We start from the raw sequence: 15541 nt of genomic DNA on the forward strand, positions 1-15541 counted from the left end.
GGGTACTGGTCAGGCCAGGCGATAGGCGAAATCGCCATCGCTGCCCAGCTCGATCGCAAGGTGCTGGATCGGCGCGTCCTGGGCCATGCGCTCGAGCACGCGCTGGGCGAGTTCGGGCATCAGGGTCTGGGACAGGATGTTGTCGATGTTGCGTGCGCCGCTGTCGACCTCGGTGCAGCGCGCGGCGATGGCCTTGACCAGCGCCTGGTCATAGCTGAGCTCGGCCTGGTGGTTGCGGGCGAAGCGCTTGGCGATGCGTTCGAGCTTGAGGGCGACGATGCGCTCGAGGATCTGGTCCTGCACCGGGTAGAACGGCACGATGCTCAGGCGACCGAGGAAGGCCGGTTTGAACACATGGTTGAGCTGGTCGCGCAGGTCTTCGACGATCGCCTCGGGCGTCGGCAGCTCGGTGGCGTTCAGGCAGGTCTGCATGATGCGCTCGGTGCCGGTGTTGGAGGTGAGGATGATCACCGTGTTGCGGAAATTGATCTCGCGGCCTTCGCCATCGTCCAGCACGCCCTTGTCGAACACCTGGAAGAACAGTTCGAGCACGTCGGGGTGGGCTTTTTCCACCTCGTCGAGCAGCACCACACTGTACGGCTTGCGGCGCACCGCTTCGGTCAGCACGCCGCCTTCGCCGTAGCCGACGTAGCCGGGTGGCGAGCCCTTGAGGCTCGACACGGTGTGGGCCTCCTGGTACTCGGACATGTTGATGGTGATCAGGTTGCGCTCGCCGCCGTACAAGGTGTCGGCCAGGGCCAGGGCGGTTTCGGTCTTGCCGACGCCGCTGGGGCCGAGCAGCAGGAACACGCCAATCGGTTTGTTCGGGTCTTCCATGCGCGCTCGGGAAATCTTGATGCGCTTGCCGATCTCATGCAGGGCGTGGTCCTGGCCCAGCACGCGTTCACCAAGCAGGGCCGGCAGGCGCTGCACGGTATCGATTTCGTCACGCAGCATCTTGCCCAGCGGGATGCCGGTCCAGCCGCTGATGACCTGGGCGATGGCGCCGCTGTCGACCAGCGCGTGGACCAGTGGCTGGTCGCCTTGCACGCGCGCCAGCTCGGCACGCAGGGTATTGAGCTGTTGGGCGTCGGCATCGTTGGCGGCGTCCAGCGCCTTGAGCTGTTCGACCAGTTCCAGCTCCTGCTGCCACTGGGCATTGAGTTGCTGTTCCTGCTGCTGCTCGGCCTGCAGGGCAGCCTGCAGCGCTTCCAGGCGGCGGGCATGGTCGTGCCCCTTGCCGGCTTCGTGGCCGAGCACGCCGATTTCCGCCTGCAGGTTGTCGATCTGCCGGCGGCAGTCTTCCAGTGCGCCGGGCAGCGAAGATTGCGCGAGGGCAATGCGCGCGCAGGCCGTGTCGAGCACGCTGACCGCCTTGTCGGGCAGCTGGCGGCCGGTGATGTAGCGGTTGGACAGGCGTACCGCCTGCACCAACGCTTCGTCCATCACCGCCACCTTGTGGTGCTCGCGCATCTTGCCGAGCAGGCCGCGCAGCATGTGAATGGCCTTGTCTTCGTCGGGCTCTTCCACTTTGACCACCTGGAAGCGGCGGGCGAGGGCGGCGTCCTTCTCGAAGTACTTCTTGTATTCGGCCCAGGTAGTGGCAGCGATGGTGCGCAACTCGCCACGGGCCAGGGCCGGCTTGAGCAGGTTGGCGGCATCGTTCTGCCCAGCCTGGCCGCCGGAGCCGATCAGGGTGTGGGCTTCGTCGATGAACAGAATGATCGGGTGCAGGCTGCGCTTGACCTCTTCGATCACAGCCTTGAGGCGGTTCTCGAACTCGCCCTTGACCCCGGCGCCGGCCTGCAACAGGCCCAGGTCGAGGGTGTGCAGGGCAACGTCCTTGAGCACCGCCGGCACGTCACCCTGGGCGATGCGCAGCGCCAGGCCTTCGACCACGGCGGTTTTGCCGACCCCGGCTTCGCCCGTGAGGATCGGGTTGTTCTGCCGACGGCGGGTGAGGATGTCGACCATCTGCCGTACTTCGAACTCACGGCCCAGCACCGGGTCGATGCGGCCTTCGCGGGCGCTTTGGGTAAGGTTGACCGTGTACTGGTCCAGCGCTGGGGTCTTGCCGCTGGCCTTGCTCGACGTGCTCACTGGCGCCGCTGGGCTTGCCAGCGGGCTGGCCTGCCTGGACTCGGCGCTACCCTCCACCAGCGCCGCAAGGTTCAGGCGCAGGTCATCGGCGTTGATTTTTTCCAGCTCCGGCGCCGAGGCGATCACCACGCGACGCAGTTCAGCATCGTCAAGCAGAGCCTGCAGCAGGTGAGCGCTGCGCACCTGGCCTACGCCGTATTCGATCGAGGCCAGCAACCAGGCTTGCTCGATCATGCGGGTAATGTGTGGCGACAGCGCCGGGGTGCGGGTATTGCCTTTCTTGAAGGTGCCCAAGGCGGTGACCAGCTGCGCCTGCAGGCGTTCGGCGACGACCTCGTAGTGGCGCAGGATCGGGGCCAGGTCGCTGTCGTTGTTGTCGAGCAACTGCAGCAGCAGGTGCTCCACTTCCACGTCGTAATGGTGCTCCGACAGGCACAGGGCCGCCGCGCTTTCGGTGGCCGTGCGGCTGGTTTCGTTGAGCTTGGCGAACAGAGACTTCAGGTTCACAAGGCGACCCCATCGTAAGGAATGTGGAAAACGGCGCAACGCGAAGGCTCCGCGTCACGACCCGGGCGTTTGAGCCAACCCAGCCAGCCCAGGGCGACATTGCCGCTGCGGCCCAGTTGGGCGCGTGGCACCGCCTCGCGCTTGAGGCGCGGGGCAATTTCGAAATCCAGTTCGGCACCTATATAGAAGCGCACCAGCTCGACCAGCTTGCGGTAGCAGGCGGTGCCCGGCTGGAAGCGCTGGTAGTCGGCCAGGTTCAGCGGGCCCAGCTCGATACGGATGCACGACTGATAGTCCCAGACCCGGTTGCCGGCGACGGCGCTGTGGCCGAGCTGGGCATTGCGGCGGCCAAGCTGGGTGCATTGTTCGGGCTGCAGGTGCAGCCAGCGCCCGGCGAACGGCTGGACCTTGATCGGCAGCGAGAAATAGAAACCGAGCATGCGTTCAAGGTTCAGCGCATTGCGCGGCTTCTGGCTGAGCAGGCCGGCAAAATAGCTGAACAGCTCACGACGCAATGCTGACGGTTGCTCTTCGAACTTCAGCTTCTGGGCGCGCGGCCCGAGGCCAACCAGGTTGAGCAGGTAGCCGTCGAAGCCCGAAGTGCCATTGCGCTCGTGCTCGATGTGGAATTTGTATTTTTGCCAGGCCTCGTAGAACAGCGTGGTCATGCGGTGCGAGAAGATGTCGAGAAACGCATGGGCGGCATCGTCGCGATACTGCACGTGGCGCTCGAGCAGCAGCTCGGTGTACGGGCGTGGCAGCACGCCCGACGGCCCGACCAGGCCCATGAAGGTGACCTGCACTTCCGACAGCGGCAAGCCGGCCGGCGACACCTTGCCTTCGCGCTCGAAGTGCAGGTCGCTGACCTCGCTGGCCGGGAACGCCAGCGACAGCTGGGTACGAAAACGCAGCGGGTCTTCGTGCGGCCGGGTTGCCAGGTCCATGCGCCCGGTGCGGCTGTAGTGCAGGCGGAGCAGGCGCACCAATTGAAAGAATTCGAATCGGTGCGGCTCGGCTCGGGCCTGATCGATCAGACCAGGGGCTGATCGCCGGTGCGTGCTGGCCATTGTACGACTCTCTTTTCTCGTTGTTGGGTGCGCAGGGTCAGTTGGGTGAAGCTGTTCATCGAGCAGTACTGGCCGAAGAAGTGGTCCAGCACTTTGCCGAACAGAAACACGCCGCTGCCGATGAACTGGCTTTCGTCCAGGGTCAGGGTGATGCCGACCCCGCGCACGAAATTTGGCCGCGGGTGGCCGATGCGCGCGACCACCGGTTCGCTGCTGATCGCCTTGATGCCGTTGATCTGTTTGCGAATGGCGGAAACATTGCGGTAGTTGTACAGCGACAACAGCTCCAGCAGCACTTCGCGGCCCTGGCTGACCAGGGACAGGTGGTTCAGCGACAAGTGGGCGATCAACCGCCAGATCAGGCCCTTGCCCAAGGGCACGCGCACCGTGGCGGTGGGCTTGCGCAGGCAGCGGATGTCCTTGATCACCGAGTTGGCGGGAATGGTGAAATCGCCCCGTTCGCCACCGAACGGCAGCAGCAGCGGCACGTCGCGGTTGCTGCAGGTAAGGCCGATGCTGAGGGTGTCGCTGCTGGCGTCGATCAATTCCAGATCGCGGTCGACCACGCGGATGCTCATGGCAGTGGCGTCACCCTGGTTTCGCCGGCGCGCGACCCAGAAGCTGCTGTGTGGGTCTTGCTCGCCCCGGGGTTCGAAAAACGGCTGGCAGGTGGCGACCTGGTCGATACCGCCGAGTTTGCGCACCCGCCGTACCCGGTCGATCGATACCACTTCTGCAGCGTTGTGCAGCCGTGTGTCAGGGGTGACCGGGTATTCGTGCTGGGTGTGGGTCAGCTTGATCGGCTCGGCCTGCTGGCGGAACAGGTTGATGATCGGCGTGCAGTTGAGCTTGAAGTTGTTGCGCCCGATGTTCTGGGTCAGCCGCGCCAGGCGCTCGCTGAGGTCGTAGTCGGAGAAATAGAAGTTGACCTCTACATGTTCGATGGCCTTGCCCTGCAGGATACGGGCAAATCCACTGAGGTCGAAGAACATGAACTTGTCGGGGAAGGTGAAATACTCGTGCAGCAGGCGGTAGCCCAGGAATGAGCGCTCGGAGTAGTCCACCAGGCCTTCGTCACGGGCGTAGCCCACGGTGTTCAGGGCATCGGCCGGCAGCGCCACTTCGCGGCGGCGGCCCTGGTCGTCGAAGCTCAGCGTGGCCTTGGCCAGGTTGTTGAACAGCAGCTCGTACAGCTGCAGCATCAGGGTTGCTTCGCCGTCGAGGAAGAACCGCAGGCGGTTCATGTCCATCTGCCCGAACAGGGCATCGCCCGTGGCAGCCAAGCGAATGCGCAGATGAGCGACCAGGTCGGCGCTGTGCCCGTTGAAGGCCGAACGTTCCATTTCTGTGAACGAGGCCTGCTGCACGGCAATCGGCCACAGCTCTACCGGGTAGCAGGTGCGGAACTTGCACACCACGCCCTCCACGGGATTGGCATGCATCTCGGTATGGCGCGCCACGCGGTAGGCTTCGGTGACTTTCTCGTGCCTGCCCAGGCTCAGTTCGACAATCGACATCGACGGAGTAGGGCGCAGGTAGTGGGGGTACAGCACCTCGAGGAAGGATTCGACGATTTCCGGAAACTCGTCATCGAGCTTCTTGTGCACCCGCGCAGACAGGAACGAGAACGCCTCGATCAGGCGCTCGGTGTGCGGGTCTTCGCAGTTGTCGCCCTCGATCAGCAACCGCGAAGCGATCTTCGGGTACTGCGCGGCAAACTCCTGGCCGAGAAAGCGCAGGTGCGACAGTTCCTTTTCGTAGTAGGGCAGCAGTTCGTCGAGCATCAGTTGAGGTTCTGCACTTTGTATTCCTGGGTGTTGACCTGCAGCACGGCGTCGAATGACACCTGGCGGCTGATGTCCTGCAGACGCAATACGGCGTCCACGCGGAAGGTCAACATGCGATGGCCGTTCTGCTGGGCCAACAGCTGAACACGGACCCGGCGAAAGCGCCGGTCTCCGGTGCTGATCGCCCGTTCCAGCTGTTGCTGGATCAGGCGACGATCGTGCGGGTCGAGCACGCTGCGGCTGATGAAGTCCGGCATGCCGTATTCAAGGATGGAACCACCGAGCTGGCTGAAGCCGTCGAGCTCTTCGGCGACCAGGGACTGGCGGGTGTTCACCAGAACTTCGAGGTCGCGGACGATGCTGGCCTTGTACTCGGCCAGCGAGCAGGTGCGCTGCGCTGCGGGCTCGGCCGACTGGTAGGGACGGTCGTCCAGCAGTCGGTCGAGCAGCGAGGGCAGCAGGCGGGCCTGGTTACTCATGTGTCATCCCTGTACACAACGGCCTGTCAGCCGCGCGCGCCCTGTGGCAGCTCGGCAACCAGCCGCAGCGAGGCGGTCAGTTCATCCAGCTGGTAGTGCGGGCGCAAGTAGGTCACGGCCTTGTACACGCCTGGCTTGCCGGGCACTTCGAACACCTCGGCGCGCGCTTCGCGCAGCGGGAACTTGGCCTTGGCCTCCTGGCTGGCGGTGTCGTCGAGCAGCACATAGCTGGCCAGCCACTGGTTGAGGAAGCGCTCGACATCCATGCGCGAGGCAAAGCTGCCGATCTTGTCGCGCATGATCGCCTTCATGTAGTGGGCGATGCGCGAAGTGGCGAAGATGTATTGCAGCTGGGCCGACAGGCGTGCGTTGGCGTTGGCGATGTCGGTGTTGTACTGCTTCTGTTTCTGCGCCGACTGGGTGCCGAAGAACGCGGCATAGTCGGTGCCCTTGCAGTGCACCAGGGGGATGAAGCCCAGGTCCGACAGCTCTTTTTCGCGGCGATCGGTGATGGCGATTTCGGTCGGGCACTTGAGGGCGATTTCGCCGTCGTCGGTCTTGAAGGTATGGGTCGGCAGGCCTTCGACCAGGCCGCCACCTTCCACACCGCGGATGGCCACGCACCAGCCGTAGCGGGCGAAGGCATCGGTGACCCGGGTGCCGAGGGCGTAGGCGGCGTTCATCCACAGGTACTTGTTGTGGTCGCGGCCATCGACGCTTTCGACGAAGTTGAATTCTTCCACCGGGGTGGTATCCGGGCCATACGGCAGACGACCGAGCACGTGGGGCAGGGTGAGGCCGACGTAGCGCGAGTCTTCCGAGGCGCGGAACGACTTCCACTTGGCGTATTCCACGGTGTCGAAGATCTTCGCCAGGTCACGCGGGCCGGACATCTCGGTGAACGAGTCCCAGCCGAACAGCTCGGACGAAGCGGCCGAGATGAACGGCGCGTGCGCCGCCGCCGCGACGTGCGAGATCTCTTCGAGCAGGTACATGTCTTCGGGGTTGCGGTTGAACTCGTAGTCACCGATCAACATGCCGAAAGGTGCGCCACCGAAGGTGCCGTACTCTTCTTCGTAGACCTTCTTGAACAGTGCGCTCTGGTCGAATTCGCTGGCGGCCTTCAGGTCGCGCACCAGGTCTTTCTTCGAGGCATTGAGCAGGTGGATCTTCAGCGTGGTGCTGGTCTCGGTCTGGTCCACCTGGTATTTCAGGCCGCGCCAGGAGGCTTCCAGCTGCTGGAACTCGCGGGCGTGCATGATCTCGTTCATCTGCTCGGAGAGCATCGCGTCGATTTCGGCGATGCGCGAATCGAGCACGGCGATCAGGTCCTTGCTCGGGGTCATCTCACCCTCGAGCACCTGGTTCACCAGTTCGCCAATCAGGTCGCGGGTGCGGTTGCGCTCGGTGTCGGAGCGGGCCACGCGGCTTTGCGAAATGATGCTGTCGAGCAGCGAGGGCTGTGGCGCGAAGTTTTCCACTTCGACCAGGTCGCCGGCCTGTTGCGGTGCAGTTTGCTTGTCGGTCATGTTCGGGCTCCTGCTCAGGCGCGATCGTCGCTGGACGGGTCTTTCACTTCGGCTTCACGGCCGAATTCCTTGCCCAAGGTCTTGAGCTTTTCGGTGTTCTGCAGCACGTCCATCAGCAGCTCTTCGAGCTTGTCGTTGCCGCCCATCTTGTTGCGCAGGTCGGCCAGCTTGTTGCGCACTTCCAGCAGCTTGCGCAGCGGCTCGACCTGCTTGACCACGTTCTGTGGCTCGAAATCTTCGAGGCTGTTGAAGTTCAGCTCCACGCCCAACTGGGTACCGTTCTTGGCCAGGGTGTTGTCGACGCGGTAGGTCAGGCGTGGCTTGATGCCCTTGAGCACACCGTTGAAGTTGTCGCGGTCGATGTACACGAACTTGCGGTCCTTGAGCTTGGGCAGCGGCTCCAGCGGGTTGCCGGAGAAGTCACCCAGTACGCCGACGACGAAGGGCAGCTCCTTTTTCTCGATGGCATCGCCGATGTCCACGTCGTAGGTGATATGGACCCGAGGCGCGCGAACGCGGTCGAGTTTGTGCTGAGTGCTTTCCTTCTTCGCCATCGTGTTCTCCAGTGCGAGCAATTCGCTGCGAATCATTGCGCGGCCCGGTGCCGGGCGCTGCGCGTTACAGTCCTTCGATCGTCAGCAGCAGGCGCTGACGGATTTCGTCGTTCATTTCCAGGATGTTGTCCCGGCCTACCAGTTCTTCGAAGCTGGTGTTGCCGGCAATCTGCGTGCTGCTGCGGATGACCGAGTCGTCGGGAAGTTCCGAGCGCACCGGCGAGCTGATGACGCAGAACGGCAGGTCGCCAAAGCCCTTCAGGCGCTCGAAGCTCAGGCCGTAGCGCAAGCCCTCGAACAGCCGCCCAAGGCCAGGCGACTTGCTCAGGCAGTAGAACAGCACCAGGTAGTGCACCACGAAGCGGTACAGCTCGGCGCTGCTGCGGTTGGGGTCTTTGATGACATTGCGAAACCGCGCCAGGTCAAAGGCGTGGAAGCCCACAACCCAGCGGGTCGGGCTGGTGATGCGGATGACCTGGCCGCTGTGTTCCAGGGTCTTGTCGTATTCCAGCGGGAACAGTTCGGGGGTGGTGCTGATCAGGTTCAGCGGTACTTCCAGCTCGGTGACCAGCTGGAACGGCGCGGCCGAGCCGATACGTTCGTAGAGTTCGACCAGGGCCTGGAAGTGGCCCTGGGTTTCGCGCCCGCTGCTGCGCTGGGCGCCTTGCAGGTATTCGCCAAACAGGGTTTGCGGACGGATCAGCGGTGCCACGGTGGCAAGGTAATCCGCCGCCTGCGCCTTCAGCGCATCGGAGATCGCCCGCGTCTGGCTACGCAGCTTGATCAGTGCTTCGACATCGAATGTCTGTGTCATTGGTGCATCGTCCATGTGCCTGCTTGATCGTCCTGAAACGCCGGTGGCGTGGACCTGAAAAATCGCCTTTCGGCTGCAGCGAATTTGGGTGCTGGCATATGAATATTGTGTTGCCAGCAATGCCGAGTAGGGCACCTCGCTGCGGAAGAAGTTCCGGCGAGGGGGGCGATTTTTTCCCCGTTTTGTGACGCTGCGCAATAATGGCGCTGTGATATTGACAGCGTGTCTTGGGCGCAGGAGATGGGGGCTCAAGCCCTAAAGACTGGGTACGAAAGGGGCTGGAAAGCGATTAAAATCGTTGGCAAAAGTTTTTTTCAAAAAGTGAATCAGTTCTCATTTTGTGCGCCGGCCGCGTGCGTGCAGCGGGGTGGGGTAACGCGTCAGGATGATGGCAATGCGACCGGTTTCGTCGCGTCCGGCGGGGTAATTGCCTTGTTCAAAATCTAATAGCTAGCGCGATGCCCGTAGGAGCGGGTTTACCCGCGAATAGGCCGGACCTGCCGGCCACTATCCTTGATCATTCACCGTCACAGCCGCCACCGCATTCGCGGGCAGCTTGCCCGCAAACACCGGCGTAGCCGGTTTCATTCAACTCAGCGACCATCGACCTGTACGCAAACGTCTCTGCCATCGATTGCCTTACATGGCCAATTGTCGTTGATGTAATGATCCGGCTTGAAGCACACCCGTTCATCGTTAACCCAGAACATCTGCCAACCGGAGCCCGAGATCCTGAGCTTCGGGCACGACCAGTAGTCCTTTGCCGAAAGCGTGGCTGTGGTCAGCGCAATCATTGTCGGAGCGACGATAACCATCAGCACAACCGTCAGTTGCAGCGAGCGTAGCTGGAACCCGTGCAGCCAAGAGGTTTTCGGTGGGTCAAACTTCCGACCGGTCCATGCGGCGATCAGGCTGGCAACGATCAGGCAAGGCCCCAGGGGAATGAATGCAATCATGAAGAAAGCTTTGAGTGGTGTTTCCACGACCGGCGCATTACGGTAGATCCGGCCGTAGAGGGGCACGATATCTGTCCATAAGGCGTACACCGCCAGTGCTCCCATGGCGAGCATGGACAGCATCAGACCGATGGCCGTAAGCCGGAAAAGAAAAGGGGACCTTACGTAGAGTTCGGGATGGTCTTTCATGTGTGCCTGAGCATTCCCTGGCTGCCGCGGATCAAACCGGCATGGCTGAACAACAGGTTCAGCACGTTATCACAGGACCAGGCACTGGATTGCGCTCAGGGCGCATTGCCTGGTCTGGCGATTGATGAATGCAGTAGGCACGACGCCGGAGTTTCAGCGGCGCGATCAGGGGCATGTTAACGATCTGGTCTGCGGTGGTCCTTTCCGCCTGGCGCCTGGTGAGTGGACCGACGATACCAGCATGGCCCCGTGCCTGGCGGACACCTCTGGATGGGTGTGAAGTCAGGCGCAGAGCCCACTGTTCTCATGACAGGCGTGCGCGGCAATGAAGGCAATTGAGCATCGCTGCACGGTTTCGTGGCTGGCCGCATCCCGCAAGTGCCATTACGGCCGCGTTCGCGATGGCCATTTGCCGGAATTGGCCAGTGGCGAAAAATTTGAACCAATCCACGTTATGAAACATTTTTCTCCGCCAATGGAGCTGATGAATCAGGTAGCGAGACAGTTCGAGTGGGAGCTGTCAGGCATGGGCGCTGATCGATACCTCAAAAACCTGCTGCGACGGGCCATTCGGCGATTGCCGGGTCGCCTCCGGGCGCCAGTAAGGAAGATGAAGGGTGGCGATATGACATTGCCTTACAGGGCGGTATCGCCCGGTTTTCCTAGGCCGGTAGCGAGTTGACAGGACAGCTTTTGCCGGTGTTTCCTTTGGGCCTTTCTGCCTGCCTGGCATTCGGGAATGTGAACCCTGTCGCATTTATTTCAATGCATGATGGCACTTTCCTTTCTGCAGGCAGTCGCATGATTCCGCAAGCACGCGCGTTATGCGCGCATGCAGAATACGCCCGCAAGATCAGGGTTGCAGCTGAGCATCGCAAGCGCGTGCTGGCCGTGTTTTCAAGGAGATTTCGCATGATCATGGACTTGGCCTCCGCGCTGCTGTCGCCACAGAACCGCCGCCTGTTCAAGTTGCACAACCTCGCCAACCCCGAGCAGGAGCTGCTGCTGGAAACCTTCAAGGGCACCGAAGCCCTGTCGCGGGCGTTCAACTACGAACTGCTGCTGGTCTGCGAAGACTCCGGCGTGCCGCTCAAATCCATGATGGGCCAGCACGTCAGCATCGAGATCGAACTGGCCGAAGGCGGCCCGCGGTACATAACCGGCTACCTCACACGCTTTGCCAGCATCGGCAGCGACGGCGGCATGGCACGCTATACCGCCACCCTCAACCCGTGGTTCTCGATGCTGAAGAACCGCTTCGACACACGGATCTTCCAGGGCAACACGGTCGAGGAAGTGGTTACCGAAGTGTTCGCCCTGTGCCCGGCGTTTTCCCGCCACGAGTTTCGCCTGACCCGGCCACAGAAGCGCTACACCTACATCACCCAGTACCGCGAAACCGACTTCAACTTCGTCCAGCGCCTGCTGGAGGAAGAGGGGATGTTCTACTACTTCGAGCACACCGCCGAAGGCCACACCATGATCATTTGCGATGACTCCAGCACGCTGGTGGCCATCCCCGAGCAACCGCAAATCCGCTTCCACAGCGCCTCGGTCACCGAGACTGCCGACTCCATTACCCAGTGGAGCGGCAACCGTCAACTGCAATCCGGCAAGATGGCCACGCAAACCTTTGACTACCGCCAACCGAACAACCGCCTGCCGGTGGCGCTGAACAGTGTGAACAATCAGGGCGATGTCGAGAACTTCGAGATCTACGACTTCCCCGGCCAGTACACCCACGGTACCTATGACGAAGGCGAAACCCTGCTGCGCCTGCGCATCGAGGCGCTGGAGCTGCGCGGCAAAAAGTTTGAAGGCGCCAGCAACTGCCGGGCCATGAAGCCGGGCTACACCTTCGAACTGCTGCAGCACTACATCCACGACCAGGGGCCGGTAGAAGACCGTCAGTTCCTGCTGATGAGCGTGGAAAGCGAAGGCCACAACAACTACCTTACCGGCCAGCAGGCCAGCTACTTCAACACCTTCAGTTGCGTGCGCAAGAAGATCCCGTTCCGCCCGCAGCTGAGTACGCCCAAACCGACCATTGCCGGCCCGCAGACCGCGATCATCGTCGGCCCACCGGGTGAGGAGATCTTCACCGACGAACTGGGCCGGGTGAAAATCCAGTTCCACTGGGACCGCAATGGCAAGTACAACGACCACAGCTCGTGCTGGGTACGTGTCGCCCAGTCCGGTGCCAGCGGTGGCTTCGGTAGCATCCAGATTCCGCGCGTAGGCGACGAAGTGGTGGTGGTGTTCCTTGACGGCAACCCGGACCGGCCGCTGATCATGGGCAGCCTGTACAACAGCACCAACACCCCGCCATGGTCGCTGCCGGCGAACAAGACCCAGAGTGGGTTCCTGACGCGGTCGATGAAGGGCGACGGCGGTACCGCCAACTTCTTCCGCTTCGAGGACAAGGCCGGCGCCGAGCAGATCATCATGCATGCCGAGCGCAACATGGATACCGAGATCGAGCTGGATGAGACCCATGATGTGGGGAATAACCGCTCGATTACTGTTGGTGGTACGCACACCGAAACGGTCAAGAAAGACACCGTGGTGCAGGTGACCGAAGGTTCCTACACCCTGCAGGTCGACAACCAGTTCATCCAGGTGGCCGCCAAGCAGCACATCATCCTGCAGGTGGGCGACAGCAGCATCACGCTGACCCCGGAAGGCATCGAGATCAAAGGCAAGGTCATCGTGACCACCAGTACCGACACCACCCAGATCACCGGCGCCGCAGTGCGGATCAACGACTGAGGCAAGGTTCATGTACAAGCCCTCGATCTACGACCGCATCTCCGCCAGGCGCGAAGCGCAAGAGGAGGCTGCGCGGCTGGCCAGTCTGGCGGAAGCTGCTCATGTGCCCGAGCCTGTGCCCGAGCCGGAACCGCTGCCAGCCGTGTTGCAGGATGTCGCCAGCGCTTTCACCTTCGCAGGGTTCTCCTTGCAGTTTCCGCTCGGCTTTCGTTTTCGCGACATCCAGACCACCCTCGAGCATGAAGGCGAGCCGGTCAGCCTCAGCATCCGCCGCCGTGATGTACGCGCCAGGCAGCCGCTGGAGCAACTGTTCCAGAGCGCAGTCGAGGCTTTGCGCGAATTGAACCCGCAACTGCGCGTGATTCGCCAACGTGATTGCCTCCTGGCTGGGAACCCGGCCAAGGTCGTGGACTTTCACTTCAATGCCGGCCACGAGCCTCGGCACGGTCGCCTGGTCGGCGCACTGGTGCCCATCGCCGGCAGCGATTCGCTGCAATGGCTGGATATCTCCAGCGTGATCGACCCCAGCAAGCCCGGCCTGAGCCAGTGGCTGGCCGAGTTCGACCGCATGCTCGATGGCTTTGCGCAGGGCTGACCCAGATTTTTTCGCTATCAGGAATTTTCATCGCATGGATTACGAATTACAGGAAGGCGGCATTGCGCTGCCGGCAGGTTTCGAGGACCGCACGGTCAACATGTTCGTCTTGGGTGCCAGTGTTCCAGCACCCTTGAGCATCACCATCTCGCGTGACACCTTGCTGCCGGACGAAGCGCTGCAGGCCTATGTCGATCGCCAGGTCAAGCTGCTCACCTCCAAGCTGCGCGGTTACACCCGCATGGGCAACAAGGCCGTCACGCTCTCGGTTACCGCACCCATTGCCGGCATCCAGATCGACGCCTATTACATGAACCAGGGCCGCCCGCTGTACCAGCGCCAGGCCGCCTTCATCATCAGCCCCGGGCGTGCCCTGATCTTCTCCACCACTGCACAGGCCGACTTCAGTGCCCAGCAGAACCAGGACTGGGACAACCTGTTGGCCAGCTTCACCCCGCGCGCCCCGTCCGAAACCAGCGCCGAGTCCGGCGAACAGGAGTAACCCCTCATGTTCGAAGCGGCCAGGTTCGGCGACGAGATATCGCACACCAGCGCGCTGGGGGGCTTCCTGATCGGGGCCGCCCTGGGGATTGCGCTGGTGGCCACGGTGGCCATCGCCACGTTCACCTGCGGGTTCGGCGTGGCCTTGCTGGCCGGCCTCGCAGCCGGCATCGGGGGCAGCTTGCTGACTGCCGCCGGAGAGGCGATAGGCAGTATGTTCTCGTCCCCCTCAGGGACGATAACCACTGCCTCACCCAACGTGTTCATCAACAGCCGCAAGGCCGCCCGCGTCGAAAAAAGCATCGGTGCCTGCGACAAGCACCCAGGGCCGGTGCAGATTGCCGAAGGCTCGACCAACGTCTTCATCAACAGCGTCGCCGCCGCGCGCAAGGGCGACAAGCTGACCTGCGGCGCCACCATTTCCGGTGGTTCGGACAACGTCATCATCGGCGGCGGCACCTACCGTTACCTGCCCGTGGACGATGAAGTCCCGGAGTGGCTGCGCACCACCGTGGATGTGCTGATGGCCATCGCCGGTGCCGCAGGCGGTATCGCCCAGCTGATCAAGGCGGGTACCCAGGCCGGCATGAAAGCCGTCATGCCTTGCGCGCTGAAGTTCACGGCCGGCTTCGTCGCCGGTGAGGTGGCCAGCCGTTACGTGGTCGAACCCGTGGCCCGCAAGGCTATCGGCGGCCTGGTCGGCAACCCCGTCGACCTCACGACGGGCCGCAAGCTGATCCCCGATGAAATCGACTTCAGCCTGCCGGGCCTGATGCCGATCGAGTGGTCGCGCTTCTACGCCAGCGACCTGACGGTCGACAGCGTACTCGGCCGCGGCTGGGTGCTGCCCTGGGAGCAGAGCCTGCGCCGCCAGGGGGCATTCATCTACCTCACCGACAACCAGGGCCGCGAAGTCCCGTTCGTGACCCTGCAACCGGGGCAGCGCATCTACAACCCGCACGAGCAGGTGTACCTGGTGTGCACCGAGGGCGGCCACTACATCCTGCAGACCCTCGACAACCTGTTCTTCTACTTTGGCGAAGTGCCAGACACCAACACCGAAGTGCCGCTGCAGCGTATCGAGAACGTCCTCGGCCACTTCCTGCACTTCACCCGCACGCCCGACGGCACACTGACCGACATCAGCGCCACCGGCGGCACCCGCGTACACCTGCACTACGACAACCCGCTGGGCCGCCTGACCGACATCAAGCGCGTGGTGAACAACGAAGCGGTGGAAACGCTTACCCAGTACCGCTACGACGAACACGGCCAGCTAAGCGCGGTGATCAACCGCAACGGCGACACCGTGCGCAGCTTCAGCTACGCCGACGGCCTGATGGTGACCCACAGCAACGCGCTGGGGCTGGGCTGCCACTACCGTTGGCAAACCCTGGGCGACAAGCCACGTGTGGTCGAGCACTGGACCAGCGACGGCGAGCACTACCACTTCCGCTACGACCTCGATAGCCGCACCAGCTGGGCCACCGACGTACTTGGCCGCGAGCTGGAAGTGCAGTACAACGCCGACCACCGCGTGGTCGCCAGCCGCGATTATGGCGGGGAGCGTTACGCCATCGAGCTGGACGAACACGGCAATATGGTTGGCCTGACCTTGCCGGACGGTAACCGCCTGCAATTCAAGTACGACGAATTCTCCCGCTTGCTCGAAGAGACCGACCCGCTGGGCCGCA

12 protein-coding genes and 1 pseudogene are annotated in these 15541 nt (G+C 62.6%); 5 read left to right on the plus strand and 8 right to left on the minus strand.

Annotation, left to right across the window (positions count from 1 at the left end; genetic code table 11):
* Positions 1-9: 9 nt before the first annotated feature.
* The 8 genes from tssH to ACTJJN_RS11215 all read right to left on the minus strand — a co-directional run bounded on the left by tssH (position 10) and on the right by ACTJJN_RS11215 (position 9982).
* A complete protein-coding gene (gene tssH, locus ACTJJN_RS11180) occupies positions 10-2607 on the minus strand; it encodes a type VI secretion system ATPase TssH (protein WP_012052412.1) in 2598 nt (865 codons plus the stop codon).
* The gene (gene tssG, locus ACTJJN_RS11185) at positions 2604-3674 is read right to left on the minus strand and encodes a type VI secretion system baseplate subunit TssG (RefSeq protein WP_012052411.1); all 1071 of its coding nucleotides are present in this window, start codon (positions 3672-3674) and stop codon (positions 2604-2606) included. Before tssG ends, tssH begins: the two co-directional genes overlap by 4 nt.
* On the minus strand, positions 3638-5458 hold the full coding sequence (gene tssF / locus ACTJJN_RS11190) for a type VI secretion system baseplate subunit TssF (RefSeq protein ID WP_012052410.1): 1821 nt from the start codon (positions 5456-5458) through the stop codon (positions 3638-3640). The genes tssG and tssF overlap by 37 nt, the downstream gene beginning before the upstream one ends.
* Positions 5458-5940 carry a type VI secretion system baseplate subunit TssE gene (tssE, locus tag ACTJJN_RS11195; protein WP_003248355.1) on the minus strand — a complete coding sequence of 161 codons (483 nt, stop codon included), beginning with the start codon at positions 5938-5940 and terminating at the stop codon, positions 5458-5460. Before tssE ends, tssF begins: the two co-directional genes overlap by 1 nt.
* A 26-nt stretch (positions 5941-5966) precedes the next feature.
* A complete protein-coding gene (gene tssC, locus ACTJJN_RS11200; protein WP_003248356.1) occupies positions 5967-7469 on the minus strand; it encodes a type VI secretion system contractile sheath large subunit in 1503 nt (500 codons plus the stop codon).
* Positions 7470-7483: 14 nt separating this feature from the next.
* Positions 7484-8023 (minus strand): type VI secretion system contractile sheath small subunit, encoded by a 540-nt coding sequence (gene tssB, locus ACTJJN_RS11205; protein ID WP_003248358.1) that lies wholly within the window; start codon positions 8021-8023, stop codon positions 7484-7486.
* 64 nt (positions 8024-8087) lie between these two features.
* Positions 8088-8837 carry a hypothetical protein gene (locus ACTJJN_RS11210; RefSeq protein ID WP_028697263.1) on the minus strand — a complete coding sequence of 250 codons (750 nt, stop codon included), beginning with the start codon at positions 8835-8837 and terminating at the stop codon, positions 8088-8090.
* Positions 8838-9430: 593 nt separating this feature from the next.
* Positions 9431-9982 (minus strand): hypothetical protein, encoded by a 552-nt coding sequence (locus ACTJJN_RS11215; RefSeq protein WP_440781265.1) that lies wholly within the window; start codon positions 9980-9982, stop codon positions 9431-9433.
* Positions 9983-9997: 15 nt separating this feature from the next.
* On the opposite strand from ACTJJN_RS11215, the pseudogene ACTJJN_RS11220 reads away from it, so the two are divergent.
* The 5 genes and pseudogenes from ACTJJN_RS11220 to ACTJJN_RS11240 form a co-directional block, all read left to right on the plus strand.
* Positions 9998-10247: pseudogene (locus ACTJJN_RS11220) on the plus strand (ADP-ribosylglycohydrolase family protein); the annotation flags it as partial.
* A gap of 647 nt (positions 10248-10894) precedes the next feature.
* On the plus strand, positions 10895-12751 hold the full coding sequence (gene tssI, locus ACTJJN_RS11225; RefSeq protein ID WP_440781266.1) for a type VI secretion system tip protein TssI/VgrG: 1857 nt from the start codon (positions 10895-10897) through the stop codon (positions 12749-12751).
* A gap of 10 nt (positions 12752-12761) precedes the next feature.
* Complete coding sequence (locus ACTJJN_RS11230; RefSeq protein ID WP_440781267.1) at positions 12762-13346, plus strand: hypothetical protein; 585 nt, start codon at positions 12762-12764, stop codon at positions 13344-13346.
* Positions 13347-13380: 34 nt separating this feature from the next.
* A complete protein-coding gene (locus tag ACTJJN_RS11235; protein WP_003248404.1) occupies positions 13381-13848 on the plus strand; it encodes a DcrB-related protein in 468 nt (155 codons plus the stop codon).
* Positions 13849-13854: 6 nt separating this feature from the next.
* On the plus strand, positions 13855-15541 hold a 1687-nt coding region (locus ACTJJN_RS11240; RefSeq protein ID WP_440781268.1), incomplete at its 3' end, for a DUF6531 domain-containing protein.

Source organism: Pseudomonas sp. 22515, from assembly GCF_052044625.1.
Lineage (GTDB): Bacteria > Pseudomonadota > Gammaproteobacteria > Pseudomonadales > Pseudomonadaceae > Aquipseudomonas > Aquipseudomonas alloputida.